The 16,578-nt window shown below is 64.0% G+C and carries 20 protein-coding genes; 4 read left to right on the top strand and 16 right to left on the bottom strand.

Translation table 11 applies throughout. The features are described 5' to 3' along the window. Positions 1-3: 3 nt before the first annotated feature. Positions 4-1,203 carry a pyridoxal phosphate-dependent aminotransferase gene (locus EPN33_02590; GenBank protein TAN24670.1) on the bottom strand — a complete coding sequence of 400 codons (1,200 nt, stop codon included), beginning with the start codon at positions 1,201-1,203 and terminating at the stop codon, positions 4-6. A 260-nt stretch (positions 1,204-1,463) separates the two neighbouring features. Here EPN33_02590 and EPN33_02595 point away from each other — a divergent pair, with 260 nt between their 5' ends. Next, the gene (locus EPN33_02595; protein TAN24671.1) at positions 1,464-1,847 is read left to right on the top strand and encodes a DoxX family protein; all 384 of its coding nucleotides are present in this window, start codon (positions 1,464-1,466) and stop codon (positions 1,845-1,847) included. A gap of 9 nt (positions 1,848-1,856) precedes the next feature. Here EPN33_02595 and EPN33_02600 read toward each other — a convergent pair whose 3' ends face one another. Then, a complete protein-coding gene (locus tag EPN33_02600; protein TAN24672.1) occupies positions 1,857-2,189 on the bottom strand; it encodes a zinc-binding alcohol dehydrogenase family protein in 333 nt (110 codons plus the stop codon). 53 nt (positions 2,190-2,242) lie between these two features. Then, positions 2,243-2,617, bottom strand: a complete 375-nt coding sequence (locus EPN33_02605) for an RNA-binding S4 domain-containing protein (protein ID TAN24673.1) — start codon at positions 2,615-2,617, stop codon at positions 2,243-2,245. Positions 2,618-2,635: 18 nt separating this feature from the next. On the opposite strand from EPN33_02605, the gene EPN33_02610 reads away from it, so the two are divergent. Next, entirely contained in the window at positions 2,636-3,082 is a 447-nt protein-coding gene (locus tag EPN33_02610; GenBank protein ID TAN24674.1) for a DUF1801 domain-containing protein, read from the top strand. On the opposite strand, the gene cadA is transcribed toward EPN33_02610, so the two are convergent. Beyond that, complete coding sequence (gene cadA, locus EPN33_02615; protein ID TAN24675.1) at positions 3,069-4,919, bottom strand: cadmium-translocating P-type ATPase; 1,851 nt, start codon at positions 4,917-4,919, stop codon at positions 3,069-3,071. The two genes, EPN33_02610 and cadA, sit on opposite strands and share 14 nt — an antisense overlap. Positions 4,920-4,999: 80 nt before the next feature. Here cadA and EPN33_02620 point away from each other — a divergent pair, with 80 nt between their 5' ends. Beyond that, positions 5,000-5,893 (top strand): universal stress protein, encoded by an 894-nt coding sequence (locus tag EPN33_02620; protein ID TAN24676.1) that lies wholly within the window; start codon positions 5,000-5,002, stop codon positions 5,891-5,893. Here the strand turns inward: EPN33_02620 and EPN33_02625 are convergent. From EPN33_02625 to EPN33_02640, 4 genes are all read right to left on the bottom strand, one after another. Next, entirely contained in the window at positions 5,877-7,688 is a 1,812-nt protein-coding gene (locus EPN33_02625) for a M61 family peptidase (GenBank protein TAN24677.1), read from the bottom strand. The genes EPN33_02620 and EPN33_02625 overlap by 17 nt on opposite strands. Then, complete coding sequence (locus tag EPN33_02630) at positions 7,685-9,103, bottom strand: M20/M25/M40 family metallo-hydrolase (GenBank protein TAN24678.1); 1,419 nt, start codon at positions 9,101-9,103, stop codon at positions 7,685-7,687. Before EPN33_02630 ends, EPN33_02625 begins: the two co-directional genes overlap by 4 nt. Before the next feature lie 313 nt (positions 9,104-9,416). Further along, positions 9,417-10,097, bottom strand: coding sequence for a methyltransferase domain-containing protein (locus EPN33_02635; protein TAN24679.1), 681 nt, complete (start codon positions 10,095-10,097; stop codon positions 9,417-9,419). A gap of 3 nt (positions 10,098-10,100) precedes the next feature. Further along, positions 10,101-10,574 carry a polymer-forming cytoskeletal protein gene (locus EPN33_02640; protein TAN24680.1) on the bottom strand — a complete coding sequence of 158 codons (474 nt, stop codon included), beginning with the start codon at positions 10,572-10,574 and terminating at the stop codon, positions 10,101-10,103. A gap of 243 nt (positions 10,575-10,817) precedes the next feature. On the opposite strand from EPN33_02640, the gene EPN33_02645 reads away from it, so the two are divergent. Next, the gene (locus tag EPN33_02645) at positions 10,818-12,299 is read left to right on the top strand and encodes a hypothetical protein (GenBank protein TAN24681.1); all 1,482 of its coding nucleotides are present in this window, start codon (positions 10,818-10,820) and stop codon (positions 12,297-12,299) included. 13 nt (positions 12,300-12,312) lie between these two features. Here EPN33_02645 and EPN33_02650 read toward each other — a convergent pair whose 3' ends face one another. From EPN33_02650 to infA, 8 genes are read right to left on the bottom strand one after another with little or no spacing between them, the layout of a single operon-like run. Continuing rightward, positions 12,313-13,137: a hypothetical protein gene (locus EPN33_02650; GenBank protein TAN24682.1), complete on the bottom strand. Its 825-nt coding sequence runs from the start codon at positions 13,135-13,137 to the stop codon at positions 12,313-12,315. Between the two features lie 53 nt (positions 13,138-13,190). Beyond that, positions 13,191-13,661, bottom strand: a complete 471-nt coding sequence (locus EPN33_02655; protein ID TAN24683.1) for a 50S ribosomal protein L17 — start codon at positions 13,659-13,661, stop codon at positions 13,191-13,193. Between the two features lie 11 nt (positions 13,662-13,672). Then, positions 13,673-14,677, bottom strand: a complete 1,005-nt coding sequence (locus EPN33_02660) for a DNA-directed RNA polymerase subunit alpha (GenBank protein ID TAN24738.1) — start codon at positions 14,675-14,677, stop codon at positions 13,673-13,675. Positions 14,678-14,721: 44 nt separating this feature from the next. After that, positions 14,722-15,351 (bottom strand): 30S ribosomal protein S4, encoded by a 630-nt coding sequence (locus tag EPN33_02665; GenBank protein ID TAN24684.1) that lies wholly within the window; start codon positions 15,349-15,351, stop codon positions 14,722-14,724. Positions 15,352-15,368: 17 nt separating this feature from the next. After that, a complete protein-coding gene (locus EPN33_02670; protein ID TAN24685.1) occupies positions 15,369-15,800 on the bottom strand; it encodes a 30S ribosomal protein S11 in 432 nt (143 codons plus the stop codon). A gap of 11 nt (positions 15,801-15,811) precedes the next feature. After that, positions 15,812-16,198: a 30S ribosomal protein S13 gene (locus tag EPN33_02675; protein ID TAN24686.1), complete on the bottom strand. Its 387-nt coding sequence runs from the start codon at positions 16,196-16,198 to the stop codon at positions 15,812-15,814. Between the two features lie 15 nt (positions 16,199-16,213). Continuing rightward, positions 16,214-16,327, bottom strand: coding sequence for a 50S ribosomal protein L36 (locus EPN33_02680; GenBank protein TAN24687.1), 114 nt, complete (start codon positions 16,325-16,327; stop codon positions 16,214-16,216). 13 nt (positions 16,328-16,340) lie between these two features. Further along, positions 16,341-16,559, bottom strand: a complete 219-nt coding sequence (gene infA / locus EPN33_02685) for a translation initiation factor IF-1 (protein ID TAN24688.1) — start codon at positions 16,557-16,559, stop codon at positions 16,341-16,343. Positions 16,560-16,578 lie beyond the last annotated feature (19 nt).

Consider the following 16,578-nt stretch of genomic DNA (forward strand, 5'->3'; position numbering starts at 1 on the left):
ACTCTAGCCAAGCAGGGCGCGGCGGAGGGCGGCGCCGCCTTCGCGGACCATGGCGGTGGAGCAACTGAAGGAGAAGCGGAGGGCGTCGGTGGAGGAGTGACCAAAGGCGTCGCCGGGCGTGCTGCCAATGCCTTGCTGGGCGAGGCGGCGCGAGAGGGCATCGGCATCGGCGACGCCGAGGCGGGCGTAGAGCGACGGGTCGAGCGAGACCCAGAGGAAGAAGGTGCCTTCCGGCGTAAAGGGTTGAACACCGGGGATGTCGCGCAGAGCGTCGAGGAGCAGATTGCGGCGTTGAAGATATTCGGCGCGCATGGCGGGAATGTGCTCCTGATTGCCGGTGACGGCGGCGAGGGCAGCGGCCTGACCGAGGCTATTGACGCCATTGATGGTGCAGCGCAGCAGCTTGGGAATACGGTCGTGCAGGAGGCGGGCGCGGGTGACGAGATAGCCGACGCGCAGACCGGCCATCGCATGGCTCTTGGAGAACGAGTAGATGCTGACGATGCGCTCCCAATCCGGGCCGGCGAGCGAGGCGATGGAATGATGGGTCGCGGGCGCGTAGACGACGTCTTCGTAAGCCTCGTCGGCGACGATCCAGAGATTGCGCTGGCGCGCCAGGTCGAGGATAGCTTGCAGGGTTTCGCGCGCGAGCACCGAGCCGGTGGGGTTGTGGGGCGTGTTGAGGAATATGGCCTTGGTGCGGGCCGTGAGGGCGCGGGCAATCGTTTCCGGGCGGTACTGAAAGCCATCCTCAGAGCGCAGCGGCACGCCTACGACGACGCCGCCGGCGAGGCGGACATTTTCGGCGACTTCGGTCCACATGGGATCAGGCAGGATCACCTCGTCACCGGGATCAAGCAAGGAGCCAAAAACGACGAAAAGGGCGTGCATGGCGCCGTTGGTGACGAAGATGTCGCTCTCCGTGGCGCCAGCAATGCCGTTTTTGCTCACGACCTTTTGGGCGAGCGCGCGGCGCAGGGCAGGCGTGCCGTTGTTGGGCACGTAATGGGTCTGGCCGGCAAGGCCCGCTTGGTGGACGGCTTCGAGCACGTGCGCGGGCGGAGTAAAGCTAGGATCGCCGGATTCGAAGCGGAAAACCTTCGCGCCGGCGGCTTGCGCCTGCATCAGTTGTTCGCGGATTTGAACGATTTTACCGAGCGAAATGGCGTCGAGTGGATGGGAATGCAGCGTAGCAACAGGCATGGAAACAGAAACTCTCCTTCTCCATGGTACGGCACGCCGGGCAATTCAGATGAGCCGATTGAAGAGCCGGAGGCGTGCGGTTGCCACTTGCTGGAGGCCGAGATACGAAATCGGCCACGTTGAAGTGACCCACGGCCACATGGTTTTTCTGTGCCTCTTCCAGCGCGCTGCGCAGCCCTGCCATGCCACTTGGCTCCTTCAGGTTTTGCTTCCTACATCAATTTTGCATCGCTGCGGGCAACTCAGGCGTCCAATGCCCCATGAGTTCCACCAACCCACGCGGGCTGCCCATCATTCTTTGGGTCGTGCAAGCGGTGCTGTGCGCGCTCTACCTGTACACCGGCTGGTCGAAGCTGGCGATGACGCCGGCGGTGCTGCACGGCGGCGGGTCACCGTTCTTCCCTTTTATCGGGCTGTGCGAGTTTCTGGGCGCGATCGGATTGATCCTGCCGAGCCTGTTGCGCATTGCGACACGGCTGACGCCGATCGCCGCCGCGGGGCTGGCGATCATCATGCTGGGCGCGATCCGTGCGCTGGCCCTGGGGGGACAGATGAGCCTGCTGTGGCTGCCGATTGCGGCGCTCATCGGTGACATTTTTGTAATCTACGGCCGCACCCGGCTGGCGCCCATAGACGGGAAGTAGGTGGGCGAACTACGGCAGGAGCACAATTTTGCCTCTGGCCTGCAGCACGCGGCTGTAGGCATGAAGGGCGTCCCGTAGAGGATAGGTTTCGGCCACAGGCGGAGGCGCGAGCGATCCGCTCTCAAACAACGGCGTCAGTTCGCGCAGAATGGGGGCGCCCTGGACGGCGCTGCGGGCCGCGGTGTCGAGGCCGAGGATCTGGTGACGGTTGCGGTAGAGCGCAAAAAGATCGAGAGTCGTTTCGCGCCCGCCGAAGCTCGCGCTGTAGACGACCATGCGCGCGCCTTTCGCCATGACGCTCAGGAACTCGGGAAATACCGAAGCCCCGATGCCGTTCAACACTGCGTCGACACCGCGACCGCCGGTCGCACTCGAGGCGCACGGCTAGCATAGCTTTATTGTGCGCGTGCGCGGAATTGCTGGATGCGGCGGCGGTCGCGCTTGCTGGGGCGACCCGCGGGCGCGGGGGCGCCGGCGTAGAGGGTGCGGCGTTCGGCGGCCACACGCTGGCGGGCTGCGCGGCTGGCGTCGGATTCGCGGTAGAGCTTCTGCGCCACCAGTGCGGGGCCGCGCACTTCGCTCAACTCCAGAATCTCGACTTCGAAATCGCCGCTGCCGTTGGTGACGCGCAGCCGCTCGCCACCATGCAGTTCACGCGCCGGTTTGGCGGGCTGGCCGGCGAGGGTGACGCGGCCGAGGTCGCAGGCCCGGGCGGCCAAGGCGCGGGTTTTGAAGAAGCGCGCAGCCCACAGCCATTTATCGAGGCGCATAACGTTAAGATTAACGGAATGGCAAAAGGCAAACGGCAAACCGGCGGATTTACGGCAGAAGAACGGGCCGCAATGCAGGAACGCGTGCACGAACTGAAGGGGACCGCAGAGACGGAGGGCGAAGGCGCAGTGCTCGCCAAAATCGCCGCCATGCCGGGACCCGACCGCAGCCTGGGACGGCGGCTGCACACCCTGATCATGAGCGCCGCGCCAGAGCTGACGCCGCGCCTCTGGTACGGCATGCCTGCTTACGCCAAAGGCGGCAAGGTGGTGTGCTTTTTTCAGGATGCGCACAAATTCAAGGCGCGCTACGCTACGCTCGGGTTCAGCGACAAAGCGAAGCTCGACGAGGGCGCGATGTGGCCCACGACATTCGCCATTGCTGAATTGACGGCGGCGGTGGAGGCGAAAGTGATGGCGCTGGTGCAGCGAGCGGTCCAAGCCGGTTCGTCTAGAAATCGGTGAGGCGACGGGGAGCAAGGGCGGCGCGGGAAGCGTTGAGGACCGCGAGCAGGTCGATGACCTCCTGCGCGATAGCGCCGGCGATGGGCGAGAGCAGGCCGACGGCGGCAAAGCCCATGCCCACCAGACTCAGGGCCATACCGCCGATGGCGCTTTGGAGCAGGATGCGGCGGGAGTGGCGGGCGATGTGCATCAGTTCATCCACAAGGCGCAGGGAGGCATCCATGATGACCGCGTCGGCGGCTTCGGCGGTGACATCGCTGCGGATGCCAAGGGCGATGCCGACGGTGACCGCCAGCAGGGCCGGCGCATCGTTGATGCCGTCACCGACAAAAATGGTTTTGGCCTCACGCACGGCATGGCGAACGAAGGCGAGCTTCTGCTCGGGACTCTGGCCGGCGTGCATCTCCTGGATGCCGACGCTATCGGCCAGATAGCGGACTTCCGCCTCGCGGTCGCCGGACAGCAGTACCACGCGGTCGATGCCGTGCCGGGCGCCGAGATGGCCGACAAAGGGGCGGCTTTCCGGACGCGGAGTGTCGCGGAAACGCAGGCAGCCGGCATAACGGCGATCGAGGAGCACCAGGCATTCCAGGCCCGCGGCGACCGGCGGCAGCTCGGGCGGCACAACCTCGAGCTTGCCGCGGCCGGTGATGAGCACCTCACGGCCATTGACACGGTCGCGCAATCCCTCGCCGGGTTTCTCGCTGACCTCTTCCACGGGCAGAAGCTGCAGGTCGTGCTGTTTCGCGGCAGCCAGAATGGGCGCGGCGAGCGGATGACGGCTGAAGCGTTCGAGACTGGCGGCGGCGGCCAAGACCTCGCTCTCGGTGAAACCCGACGCCGGCAATACTGACGTGAGCGTCGGCTTGCCATAGGTAAGGGTTCCGGTTTTGTCGAGAATGAGTGTCCGGCAGTCGCCCACCTGCTCGAACATATCCGGGCGGCGGACGACCACGCCGCGCCGGGCGGCGAGCGAGATGCCACCGATGAGCGCCACGGGAATGGCAATCAGCAGCGGACAGGGAGTGGCGACCACGACCACGGCGAGGAAGCGCTCACTGCCGCCGCCAGCCAGGGCAGCGACGATAGCCACCGCCATAGCCAGGGGCAGATACCAGGCGCCGAGCCGATCGCCAATCCGGCGCACGCGCGGCTGCGCCTGCTCGCTCATTTCCACGACCTTGACGATGCTGGCGTAGCGGGAATCGACAGCGAGGCGCGAGGTCTCGATGGTGAGCGCGGCTTCGCCGTTGATGGCGCCGGAGATCACGGTGGAACCGGGCGCTTTGGCAATCTGGTAAGGCTCGCCGGTGAGATAGGCTTCGTCCATGCTGCCCTGGCCCTCGATGACGACACCATCGACCGGGCAGGTTTCGTGAGGAAAGACGATGAGGTGATCGCCCACGGCGATCTCGCTCACGCTCACATCCTGGAGGTCGCCGTTGTGGAGCCGGTGTGCTTGCGTGGGGACGCGGCGCGCCAGTGCGTCGAGCACCGCCGTAGCGCGCCGGCTGGCCAGACGCTCGAGCAGAGCGCCTCCGGAGAGCAGAAGCACCACGATCACGGCCACCAGGAGTTCGCCGAGGATAACCGCGGTCACGATGGAAACGCCCGCCAGCAGATCGGAGCCGAACTCCCGCCGCCACAAATTGTGCGCCAGATCCGTGAGCAACGGGATAGCGCCGGCCAGCCCAATCCAGAGCGGAAGTTCGATGAAGCGGGATTGGGGAAAGCCGAAGCGGAGGATCAAGTGGACGACAATGGCAGCCAGAGCCAGAAGGGTAATCCAGCCTTCCTTGCCGAGATCCGGCCAGGCCGTGGTCTTTATATCCTCCATGCGATCAATCTTCGCACGAGGAAACGAGGCTCTTTTTCCCGGTTCTGCATCCATAGATTCGAGGGGAGGTGGGCACAGCCATGAAAACGGAAACGCAGGCACCAGCGCGTTCCGAGCGCATAGCGATCCGGAATATCCTCGTAATGACCGATTTCTCGCCACGCTCAGAAGCCGCGCTCAACTACGCGGCGGGCTGGGCGCGGAAGATGGGCGCCACCATCCACGTGGCGCATTTCATCCGCCCAGCCCTGTTCGCCGTCGCCTGGGATGCGTACGGTCCGCTGATGGAAAAAGTACGGGAAGACGGGCGCGCCGGCCTGGCGGCCATCGATGCCCGTCCGGATTTGCAGGATGTTCCTCACACCACCTACCTCGATCCCGTTGACATTCTGGATGGGCTGAAAGGGCTGATCGAGGCCCAACACATCGACCTCGTTGTCCTGGCCAGCGCTGCGCGCAAGGGTCTGGGCAAGGTGCTGCTAGGGTCAACTGCGGAAACCGTGTTCCGTTCCGTTCCCAACCCGGTTTTGATGCTCGGGCCAAGGGTCAGACTCCCGGAGAAAACCCCGGAAGTGCGCACCTTGCTGTTCGCCACCGATTTTGGGCCCGCGACGGCACGCGCGGCCATGTTCGCCTGTTCCCTGGCGCAGGAGCTGCAGGCGCGATTGTACCTGCTGCACGTGCTGCCGTTGCCAGGGGTAGAGAATGCGCCACGAAAAAGCGAGGTTGCAGTGGCGGAACGGCAACTGGGTGCCCTGGTCCCAGCGGGCGCGGCAAGCTGGTGTGAGCCGATGCCGCTGATCCTAGCGGGAGATCCGTCCGTAGAAATCGTGAAGGCCACGGATGCGACCCAGGCGGATTTGATCGTCGTCGGCACCCGCCGTCCGCCGCGGCTGCCCGCCTATACCGGCTGGGCGACGGCCTACCAGGTACTCCATGAATCGCCGTGCCCGGTGCTCACGGTACGCGAGTAAGCGTGGTACGCAGCCAGTCGCGCAGGATCGCTGCCTGCACGGGAGTGGGATGCGCGGCTGGCTGGAGGCGAATGGTGTACTGCAGGCGCGGGGCAAGCGTGAGCTGCGCTGTCCGGTTGGCGCCGCCGGCGTGGGTGAACTCGAGCGCGAGCATCGCGCCGGGTTGGTGGGTAGCGAGAAAGCCGCTCAGACTGCTGGAAGTCGCAGGCTCGCCAGCGACGGTCATCAGCACGTCACCTGGACGGAGGCCGGCACGCGCGGCCGGCGAGGAGGGTGCGACCGCGGCAATGCGCAATCCGCCGGAGGGATCGGAATCAGTTGCGAGGCCGATGGTTGCACCGGCCGCGGACTTGTCCGCCATGGTCACATCGATGCCGGCGTAGCCGAAGTATTTGCGGTAGTTCATGGGCGCCGTGGTCGAGGCATAGGAGAAGACCTCCGCAAGCGAATGGCCAGCGGCGGCTTCGCAGGCGGCGCGGAATTCAGCATCGGTGAAACCGCGCTGGTTGTGCAGGTAATAGGTGCGGTATAGGCTGCGCATTACGGCGTCAAGTGAGTGGGCATTGTGGCTGTCGTGCCGGATGGCGAGATCGAGCAGGGCGCCCAACATGGCGCCGTTGTCGTAGTAGGAAATCGTCGTGTTGCGATTGGAGCGGCCGCCATAAGCGCTGCTCCAGGTGGTCCAGCTCGATTCGGTGGCCGATTCGTAAGGCCGGCCGGGCTCCTTTTCAAAGCCATTGATTTCGTGCGTCAGCGTGGCCAGATACTCTTCAGGCGTGATCAGGCCCGCACGCACCAGCAGGAGATCTTCGTAATAGACGGTCAAGCCCTCGGAAACCCAGAGCATATGGGTGAGGTTTTCTGCTTCGTAGTCAAACGGCCCCAGCGCCAGCGGCCGAATTCGCTTGACGTTGAAGGTGTGGAAGTATTCGTGGGCGACGTAGCTGAGCCAGCGCTGGTAACCGGCCGGAGTAGTGAGCATGGAGCCGGGAAAGGAAATGGCAGCGGACGTGAGGTGCTCGATGCCACCATTGCCGTGACCGATCAGCAGGAAGGTGTAGCGCGGATAAGGGACGGTGCCCATCATCTGGGTTGCAGCTTCGACAATGCGCTGCAGATTGGAGGCGATCCGCGTCCGGCTGATACTGGCGGGGACGTCTTCCAGGGCGATGGTGTGCGGGCGGCCGCCGGCCACGAAATGGAGCAACTGCTCGTTGCCCAGCAGAATGGGGCTGTCAAATAGAAAATCGAAGTTGCGGGCGCGGAAGCTGCGGGGATGGCCGGTGACGGGCGCCAAGCCGGTGGCAATGGCGTGCCATGCGACTGGCGGCTGGAGGGTGACGGTAGCCGGATCGGCGAGCTGGCCTTTCACATAGACGAACAGGCCTGGCGAGGCGATGAAGGCGCCCTGCGCGCTGATGGAGTTGTCGGCTACAAACGGGCGCGCGGCGGCAACATCGTAGCGGACGACAACCTCGGGGGCACCCTCCGTCACAACGCGCCAGGTATGCGGCGTGGTCTGCGCCCAGCCGAGGCTGTGACCCTGGTCATCCTGAGCCTGAAAGTGCGTGACGAAGCGCGCGTAGTTCATCAGTTCGTAATAGCCCGGCATCCAGACGGGCATTTCGAAGTCGGCAACCGCGGCGTGCAAACCGCGGCAGCGCAGCGTGACCTGAAATTGCTTCTGTGCCGGTTGCGGCGTGACCGTGAAGGCAAACTGCGGCGTCTGCGCAAAAGCACCGGCGGCCGCCAGGGCCACCATCGTCACCATACGCACTGTCGCGCGCGGTCTCATGCGCCTCCGGTCAGCATCTTGAGGTAGCGGTAGTAGAACTCGACCCCCTTGTTGAACGCCGGAATGGGCAGGTCTTCGTTGCGGCCGTGGGCGCGATCATTATCTTCGTCGAGTTGAATGCCACACAGGCCGTAGGTAGGCATGCCGGCAGCCACGGTGCGCTTGCCGTCGGTAGCGTAGGACTCCATGACCGGGACCACGGGGATGTTGTTCCACATGGCGGCGGTGAGCTGCTCGAGCGGGCGCATGATTTCCGGATCGAGCTGCACGGGAGGGTTCGATACGGCGGTGGGCGCCTGGTTCTGGAGACTGCCGTTGCTGTTGACGTAGCGGATCGTAACGCTGGGATCGGCAACCAGGCGAATGAGCGTTTGCTGGACCTGGCGCGCGGAGGTGCCGGGAAGGATGCGGCAGTTGACGGTGGCTTCGGCGTTTTGCGGCAAGGCGTTATTGGCATCGCCGGCGTTGAGGCGGGTGGCTACGCAGGTGGTGTGCAGCACGGCGTTCAGTTCGGGAATCTGTTCGAGATCATGGATCGCTGCGGCCGGAGGGTGCTTGGCCAGCATGGCCTTCTCATCGCGGGCACGTTGGCCCTGATCCAGTTTGGAGCGCGCGGCAAAGTAGCCCCGCGTCACCGCATTCAACTCCACCGGAAACTGGTAGTGCTGCAAGCGCCCGAGAGCGCGCGCCAGGTCATAAATGATGTTGTGGCCGGTGGGCAGCGAGCTGTGGCCGCCGGGACTGGTGAGCGACAACTCAAAGTCGGCGTAAAGTTTTTCGGCAGCTTCCACGTTCATGAACACCGGCTTGCCGTGGAAAGCATCCACGCCGCCGGCATCGGCGTTGAGCACAAAGGCGGCCTGGATCAGGGGGCGCTGGTGCTGCAACAGGTAATCGACGCCATTGTCGCCGCCGCCTTCTTCGGCTGCCGTCAGCGCGAGGATGATATCGCGATTGGGGTGGTAACCCTGCCGCTTCATGGCAATCAGCGAGGCGGCGAAGATGGCATCGCCATCTTTCATATCCTGCACGCCGCGGCCGTAATAGGTGTTGTTCCGGACGGTGAAATGGAAGGGGTCGGTACCCCAATCCTGAGGCCGCGCCTGCACTACATCCAAGTGCCCAATGAGCAAGATCGGCGGCTTGACGCCCGTGCCCCGCAGGCGCACGACGAGATTCATCTTGTTGGGATTGGCGCCCACCAGATGTATGTCTGCAGGCGGAAAACCTGCGGCCAGAAAGCGCTGCTGCATGACGCGCGCCGCGGCAGTGGTGCCGTGGGCATCGGTGGTATTGATATTGACCAACTGCTGCAGCATCGCGCGCGCCAGCGGCGCCGGCGCCTGCGCCGCCGCGGCGGCAACGGCAAACAGTGCGGTTAGGAGCAGGCAGAGGGAGGGTTTCGGGCGCGGCATGGCGCGAGAATACCACGTTTGGTGGTATTCCCAAGTTGAAACTGGGGGCCGAAGTTTTCTGCGCGGAAGGACAGTGTCACGGGTGGCTCGCCACTTTTTGCCCTGGTCGCTCCCGTTGGTCGCTCGGAGTGCGGGTTTCGATTTCCGGCAGGGTCCGCCCGCTGGCGCTCAGGGCTCCTCCAAGCTGCCGCCAACGGAGGCGGCATCTAGCGATATATCCTCGCTTGGGGTTTTGTAAAGAGAGCGAGGACGCCGTTCACTCTATCCCGCCAGGGCAGGTGCGAAGCGCTTTGCGCCTGCCCTTTCCTCCCTTTTATTTAATGGCAATAACTTCGCGAAGATTGTCGCGCGCGAGGAAGAACTTGACAGAGCGGTAGCCGTGGAAAAGATTCTCCACGTGGCGGTTGTTGAAGATGCGCTGCAGGCGATGCGGCGCGCCCGGACGTAATTCAAGCGTATCGCTGCTGTGGATGTGGTAGCGCAGGAAGGGGGAGTCGGCGCCTGTGTCGCGCGTGTGGAAGTAAGCGAGGACGGTGCCGCCGGGCCGGAGGATGGTGGTCAAGCGCTGCAGCAGGGGCTTGACGAGCGGCTCGGGCATGTAGTCGACTAAGTCCCATAGCAGCACGGCATCGAAATGCTCGGCAGCGAATTGCAGATTTTCGAGCAGCCAGTGAGCGGCGTCGAACACCGTTCCCGTCTCGGTTGCCACCTGATAGCGCGGTTCGGCAGAGTCGAGCAGCAAATCGTCGCTGTAGACGTTGTGGTCGTGTTCGGTGAAATAGGTGAGATTGGCGCTGGAAGTGCAGCCGAGATCGAGGACGCGGCGGCCCTGCGCCTTATCCCAGCCATTGAGAAACTCCCGCAGACCATTGCTATGGCGCAGCGCACCCTGGACCGCAGCCGTGTGGGCCGCCACCTGAGAGGGCGCCGGGGGCCGAGGCGTGACGAAACCGACGGCATCAAACTGAAAGAGGCTGCGGACTTTTTCCAGCATGTTTCAAACGCGTCGATCTAAAAGGCGCCCTTGCTGTGGGCCGCCGCTGGGGGCAGCCGTGGCCGCCGCAGAAATCGGAGCCGAGTAAGCGGGCTCTTCGGCCGCTGGCGCCGGAGCCAAGGTGGTGGCGCTGCCGCCCACGCAAATATCAACCCGGCCTTGAATAAAGGCGCCATCCTGGATCGAGATGCGGGCCATGGCCATATCGCCCAGCACCGAACCGCTGCGGCCCACTTCGATGCGATCCTGCGCCTTGGCGTTCCCCTTGACCTTGCCGTGCACGACTAGTTCTCGCGCCAGCACATCGGCATTGACAGTGCCATTGGGGCCGATGGTCACAATTTGGTTGGGTAACTGAATCGTTCCCTCCACCTCTCCATCTATGTAGATGTCTTCCGTGCCGGTGATGTCGCCTTTGAAGTGAAACGACTTACCAAGATGGGAGCTTTCCGGACGAGTTGGATTACTGGTTTCCACAGTGGTCTCCTAGTGCTGGGCGGTTGAGGCAGAGCGCCTTGCCGCCCCCTATTCTACTCAAGCTGCAGCGGATGCGCTAGCGTGGTGGTATTTCGTCATGCCCCGGAACTGACCACCGCAGGACGCCTGTGGGAGGAATGCCGTAGGGCGGCCGGCGCGGGGTCAGGATTTGACTTATTGCTAGCGGCAGCCCGGCTGGAGTGCGGCTGCGCCGATCTCCGGGGGGCAAGCAGCACTCCGGCCTTGCTGCAGCTCTCGCTGCAGGCCGCCCGATTCTATCTGCGATTGGCGCCAAAGCCGGAGCCGGCCGCTTGGGAAGAGGCGGTGAACAGCCTGCCGCCCCGGTCGACCGTGGTACGTCTGGCGACACTGGAGGGTCTCCGCTTCTATGCGCTCGATCCGGCCAGTTACACCATCGCGGCATGGCAGTGGCTGAGCGAGCAAACGGCGGGGGCCAGCGCCTGGGTGGTGGGATTGCGCTCCATGGGTAGCGTGCTGGCGCCGGTCGTGGCGGCGGCGCTGGCCGATCGAGGCTGCTCGATCCGGCTTTTGACACTGCGGCCGGTGGGCGCGCCCGAGCAGCGGCAGATACGGCTGGAGCCGGTTATGCAGCAACAATTCGCGCGCTGGCCGGGTACGTTTCTGATTGTGGACGAAGGTCCGGGCCTGAGCGGTTCGAGCTTTGGGGGAACCGTGGCTGCGCTGCGACGGCTGGGGATTCCGCAAGCACGGATCGTGTTGTTGCCCTCATGGTCGCCCACACCGGAGGCGCTGGGCAATGCATACGCGGCGCAGCACTGGGAACGTTGGCGCGCCTATCCGGCGCCCGCGCTGCCCGCGCCCGGACCGGATGCGGTGGATCTCAGCGGTGGACTTTGGCGGCAACGGATGGGAATCCATCGCAGCGTTCCGGTTTGGCCCACGCACGAACGGAGGAAGCTTTTGTGCGGGCGAGGGCGGATTCTGGTCAAATTTGGCGGATTGGGCCGTTACGGCTGCGCCACCCAGGTGCGGGCGCAGGAGCTGGCGCGGGCAGGCTGGGGTCCGGAATTGGCCGGCGGCGACCTCGATCCGTGCTGGGTCAGTTACCGCCGCATGCGCGCCGCGGCGGTGACGCAGCCGGGGATGGCGTGGTGCCGGTTCGCCGGGCGCTATCTTGCCTGGGTCGCCTCGACGTACCGGATCGGAGTGTCCGCGGCTCCCTCGGTTGAGCTGCAGGAAATGCTTACGGCCAATCTCGGCAAGCCGGTGGACGCCCCGGAGGGTCCGGTGGTGGCGCTGGACGGACGGATGCTGGCGTGCGAATGGGGGGAAACCGCCCAGGGATTCGTTAAATTCGATGGCACCGACCATGGCGATGATCCGTTTTTCCCCGGACCGGCGGATATCGCCTGGGATCTCGCTGCGGTCGACGTAGAATTTGGGCCTACACGCGGGCGCGCCGTGATCGAAACCTATCGTCGTGTCAGTGGAGAAACATTACGCGCGCTGGTTCCGCGGCTGCGCTGGCATCGGCTGGCCTATCTCGCCTTTCGAATGGCATACTGTCGCCTGGCCGCGACGCAAACTCCGGCGCCGGACAGTGCGCGCTTTGCCCGGTTGGCGGAGGGCTACACGAGGCTGACTTTTTGCCCTGGTCGCTCCCGTTGGTCGCTCGGATCACCGAGAGTGATCGACAGCGACCGCTCATCTGGCAAGCCGCTACCGGCTGATCGCACCGGCTGACTGCAAACGCAACTTACTTGGGATCGCCGAGGGTGATGATGGCCGCGCCGGGCGGGGGGATGAGCTGGAAGGTATTGGGGGCGGTGAAAGGGCGGTTGAGCACAATCGCCGACGGGATGAGCTGCAGTTGCAGCGTGTAGCCCTCCACGGGGCGTTCGATCACGACTTTGGTAGGGATGGGGAGATTGTTGCGGACGGTATAGTCGCTGTAAGTAGCACGGGTGAAATGGATGCCATCGCCGTCGTAGATTTCCTGGCCGTGGGGCAGCAGATCGTAACGGCTGAAGGTGATGCGGCGCACAAGGCGCTGCTGATGACCGCTCCGATCGGCAAGCACCAGCACCTCATACGTCGTGGGCGGAGCGCCGGGGTCGAGCGCCACGTCATCGCCGGGCACGATGGCGTTAGTCAGCAGCGCGTTGAGAATGACCTGGGGCCGCATTTTTTCCCAGGGGTTGCTGGCCTTCGCCGGAATTACATCATTCAGTCCCACAAAAAACTGGTTGCGGGTGGGCAGGCTCAATTCAAAATGCTGGCCGCTGGAGGCCATGTCGAACAGTTTGCCCAGCAGGGTGAAGGTGCCCCAAAGGCGGATGTCGGCGGGCTTGCGGATCAGCAGAAAGGCGGTGATCTTGGGGTATTTGTGCTTGCCCGTCCGGGCGGAAAGGTTCAGCTTCAGCGACATGGTCTGAATCGCCTGAGCGTTGGCGTTGAAGCTGGAGACGAGCTCGGGAAGGGTTGCGGAACGCAGCGGCGCCGAGGGCGGCAGCGGCTTGGGACGCCGGCCGCAGGCGGCGGCAAGCAGAGCCAGGAGCAGCAGAGGCGCGACTCGCCCCATGATCCTTAGGTCTCGATTGGGGCAGAGCGAGGGCAATGGACTCTACGCTAAAGCTATTCCTCTTTTTGATCCTTCTTTTCGCCCATCTCCTCCGAGGCCTTCTTCTGCGCCTCGGCTTTGCGTTCGAGGAGTTCAGAGCGGCGCTTGCGCTTGGCGGCCTGCATGCCTTCACTGCCCAGAAATTCGATGTAGGCAAGCGAGGCATTATCGCCATGGCGGAAGCCGGTCTTCACAATGCGGGTGTAGCCGCCGGCGCGGTCACCGAAACGGGCGGCCAACTGATCGAACAGCTTGTGCACGGCTTGGGCGTCGAGCAAATAGCTGGCGGCCTGGCGGCGCGCATGCAACGAGCCGCGCTTGCCGAGGGTGACCATGCGCTCGGCGAGCGGGCGGATGGCTTTGGCCTTGGGCACGGTGGTCGAGATGCGCTCCTCGAGCACCAGCGAGGTCACGAGATTGCGCAACAGGGCACGGCGGTGCGAAGTGTTGCGGCCCAGTTTTTTTCCGGCGTTCAAATGTCGCATGGGAAGTTCCGTTACTCGCTTTCGCCGCTGTCGGCGGCGCCGGCGACGGCATTGCCCTGATCATCAATACGCATGCCCAGCGACAGGCCCATCTGGGCGAGAATTTCCTTGATTTCGTTGAGCGATTTGCGGCCGAAGTTTTTGGTCTTCAGCATTTCCGGCTCGCTCTTCTGGATCAGCTCGCCGATGGTCTGGATATTGGCGTTCTTGAGGCAGTTATAGCTGCGCACGCTCAGTTCGAGCTCTTCGACCGAGCGGTTCAGGTTCTCATTGCGCAACTGCAGTTGCCGGCCTTCCTGGAACTCGCCGCCCTCGGGCACCTCCTCGAAGTTGACGAAGATACTCATGTGATCCTTGAGCAGCTTGGCGGCGAGGCCGACAGCGTCGGTGGGACTGACGGCGGCATTGGTCCAGACTTCCAGCACGAGGCGGTCATAATCGGTGGTCTGGCCGAGGCGGGCGGCGTCGACGGCGTAGTTCACCTTGCGCACGGGCGAGTGAACGCTGTCGATGGGAATGAAGCCCACGGCCAGGTCGTCGTCGAAATTGCGATCGGCGGAGACGTAGCCGCGACCGACTTTGAGGCGCAGGTCCATGTCGAGGTTGCCGCCCTCACTCAGCGTGGCGATGTGGATGTTCTTGTCCAGCACCTCGACATCGCCGTCGGTTTCCAGCATGCCACTGGTGACTTCGCCGGGCTTGTCGGCCTTGAGGTAGATGTGCTTGGGGCCATCGACCGCCATGCGGAAGGGGATCTGCTTGAGGTTCAGGATGATATCCGTGGCGTCTTCCACGACGCCTGGAATCGACTGAAACTCATGCAGCACGCCTTCGATGCGCACCGCGGTGATGGCGCCGCCTTCGATGGAGGACAGCAGTACGCGACGCAGGGCGTTGCCAATGGTATTGCCGAAGCCGCGTTCAAACGGCTGGGCAGTGAACTTGCCATAGCGTTCAGTGAGCGAATCCGGATCCACGGCAAGGCGCTTCGGTTTCTGAAAACCCTTCCAGAGCATGCTGTGTTTCTCCTCTGCGGTCGCAACGGGCATATGGGAATCCTTTACTTGCTGTAGAGCTCGACGATCATCTGCTCCTGCAGGGGCAGGCTGAGGTCGGCGCGCTGAGGCAGGCTGACGAGCCGGCCGGACATTTGTTCGCGGTTCAGCTCCAGCCAGGGAGCGAGCGTTCCGTGGCCCTGGAACTCCAGAGCGCTCAGAATGGAGGTGGACTGGCGGCTCTTTTCGCGCACGGCAATGGTGTCGCCGGGCTTGAGCTGGAAGCTGGGGATGGTGACTTTCTTGCCATTGACGAGGATGTGGCCGTGGCGCACAAGCTGGCGCGCCTGGGCGCGGGAAGTGGCGAAGCCGAGGCGGTGGGTGACAGCGTCGAGACGCAGCTCGAGCTGGCGCAGCAACAGCTCGCCGGTGACGCCGGGCTGGCGGCTGGCGCGCTCGAAGTAGCCGCGGAACTGGCGCTCGAGCACGCCGTAGATGCGGCGCGCCTTCTGCTTTTCGCGCAACTGCAGGCCATAGCCGACGATCTTGGGGCGGCGGGCGGCGCCGTGCTGGCCGGGCGGGGTGTTGCGCTTTTCGATGGCGCACTTGCTGGAGAAGCAGCGCTCGCCCTTGAGGAACAATTTCATGCCCTCACGGCGGCAGAGGCGGCAAACGGGACCGGTATAACGAGCCATAGAATCCTTATCGTGCCTTACACCCGGCGCCGCTTGGCGGGGCGGCAGCCGTTGTGGGGAATGGGGGTGACATCCTTAATGGAACGGACTTCGAGGCCAGCGGTGGCGAGGGAGCGTATCGCAGTTTCACGTCCGGAGCCGGGGCCGACGACGCGCACTTCCACGCTGCGCACGCCGTGTTCGCGCGCGCCGGTGGCAGCGCGCAAAGCGGCCTGACCGGCGGCAAAGGGCGTGCCCTTGCGCGAACCGCGGAAGCCGAGCGAGCCCGCGCTCGACCAGCTCAGCACCTTGCCGTCCGGGCCGGCAATGGTGACCAGGGTGTTGTTGAAGGTGGCCTGGATGTGCGCGACGCCGCTGGGCACATTTTTCTTTTCGCGCTTCTTGAACGATTTTTTCTTGCCGACGGGCTTGGTTTTCGCGGCCGCGGCCTTGGGAGTTGCTTTTGCCATGAGGTTCGATCCTAGGTTTTCGCCGTCGCCTTCTTCTTGGACGCGACCGTGCCGCGGCGCGGACCCTTGCGGGTACGGGCGTTGGTATGGGTGCGCTGACCGCGGGTGGGCAGGCTGCGCCGGTGCCGCAGGCCGCGGTAAGAGCCGATTTCGATGAGGCGCTTGACGTTCATGGAGATGGTCTTGCGCAGATCGCCCTCGACGTTGCCCTCGGCTTCAATCACCTGGCGGATACGGTTGACGTCGTCCTCGTTGAGGGATTCCATTTTCGCGCCGGGATCGACATGAGCCTGGGCCAGAATCTTCAGAGCGCGGGCGCGGCCGATGCCGTAGATATGGGTAAGGGCGATCTCGGCGCGCTTGCGCGGCGGCAGATCGACTCCGGAAATACGTGCCATAGTTCGCTGTTCTCCTCAGCCCTGGCGCTGCTTGTGCTTGGGGTTGACACATTGCACCCGCACCACGCCTTTGCGGTGCACGATGGTGCATTTGGTACAGATTTTCTTGACGGACGCGCGTACTTTCATTGGGTTCCTCTGACTATTTGTAGCGGTAGGTGATGCGGCCCCGTTTGAGATCGTAAGGCGACAGCTCGATCTGGACGCGGTCGCCGGGCAGAATCTTGATGTAGTTCTTGCGAATCTTGCCACTGATGTGCGCCAGGACTTCCATCTTGTTTTCCAGCTCGACCTTGAACATGCCGTTGGGGAGCGGTTCCAGCACCGTACCCATCACTTCAATCGCGTCTTCTTTGCTCATTCTCCTCGCTTGGCGCGCG

The organism is Acidobacteriota bacterium, assembly GCA_004299485.1.
Lineage (GTDB): Bacteria > Acidobacteriota > Terriglobia > Terriglobales > SCQP01 > SCQP01.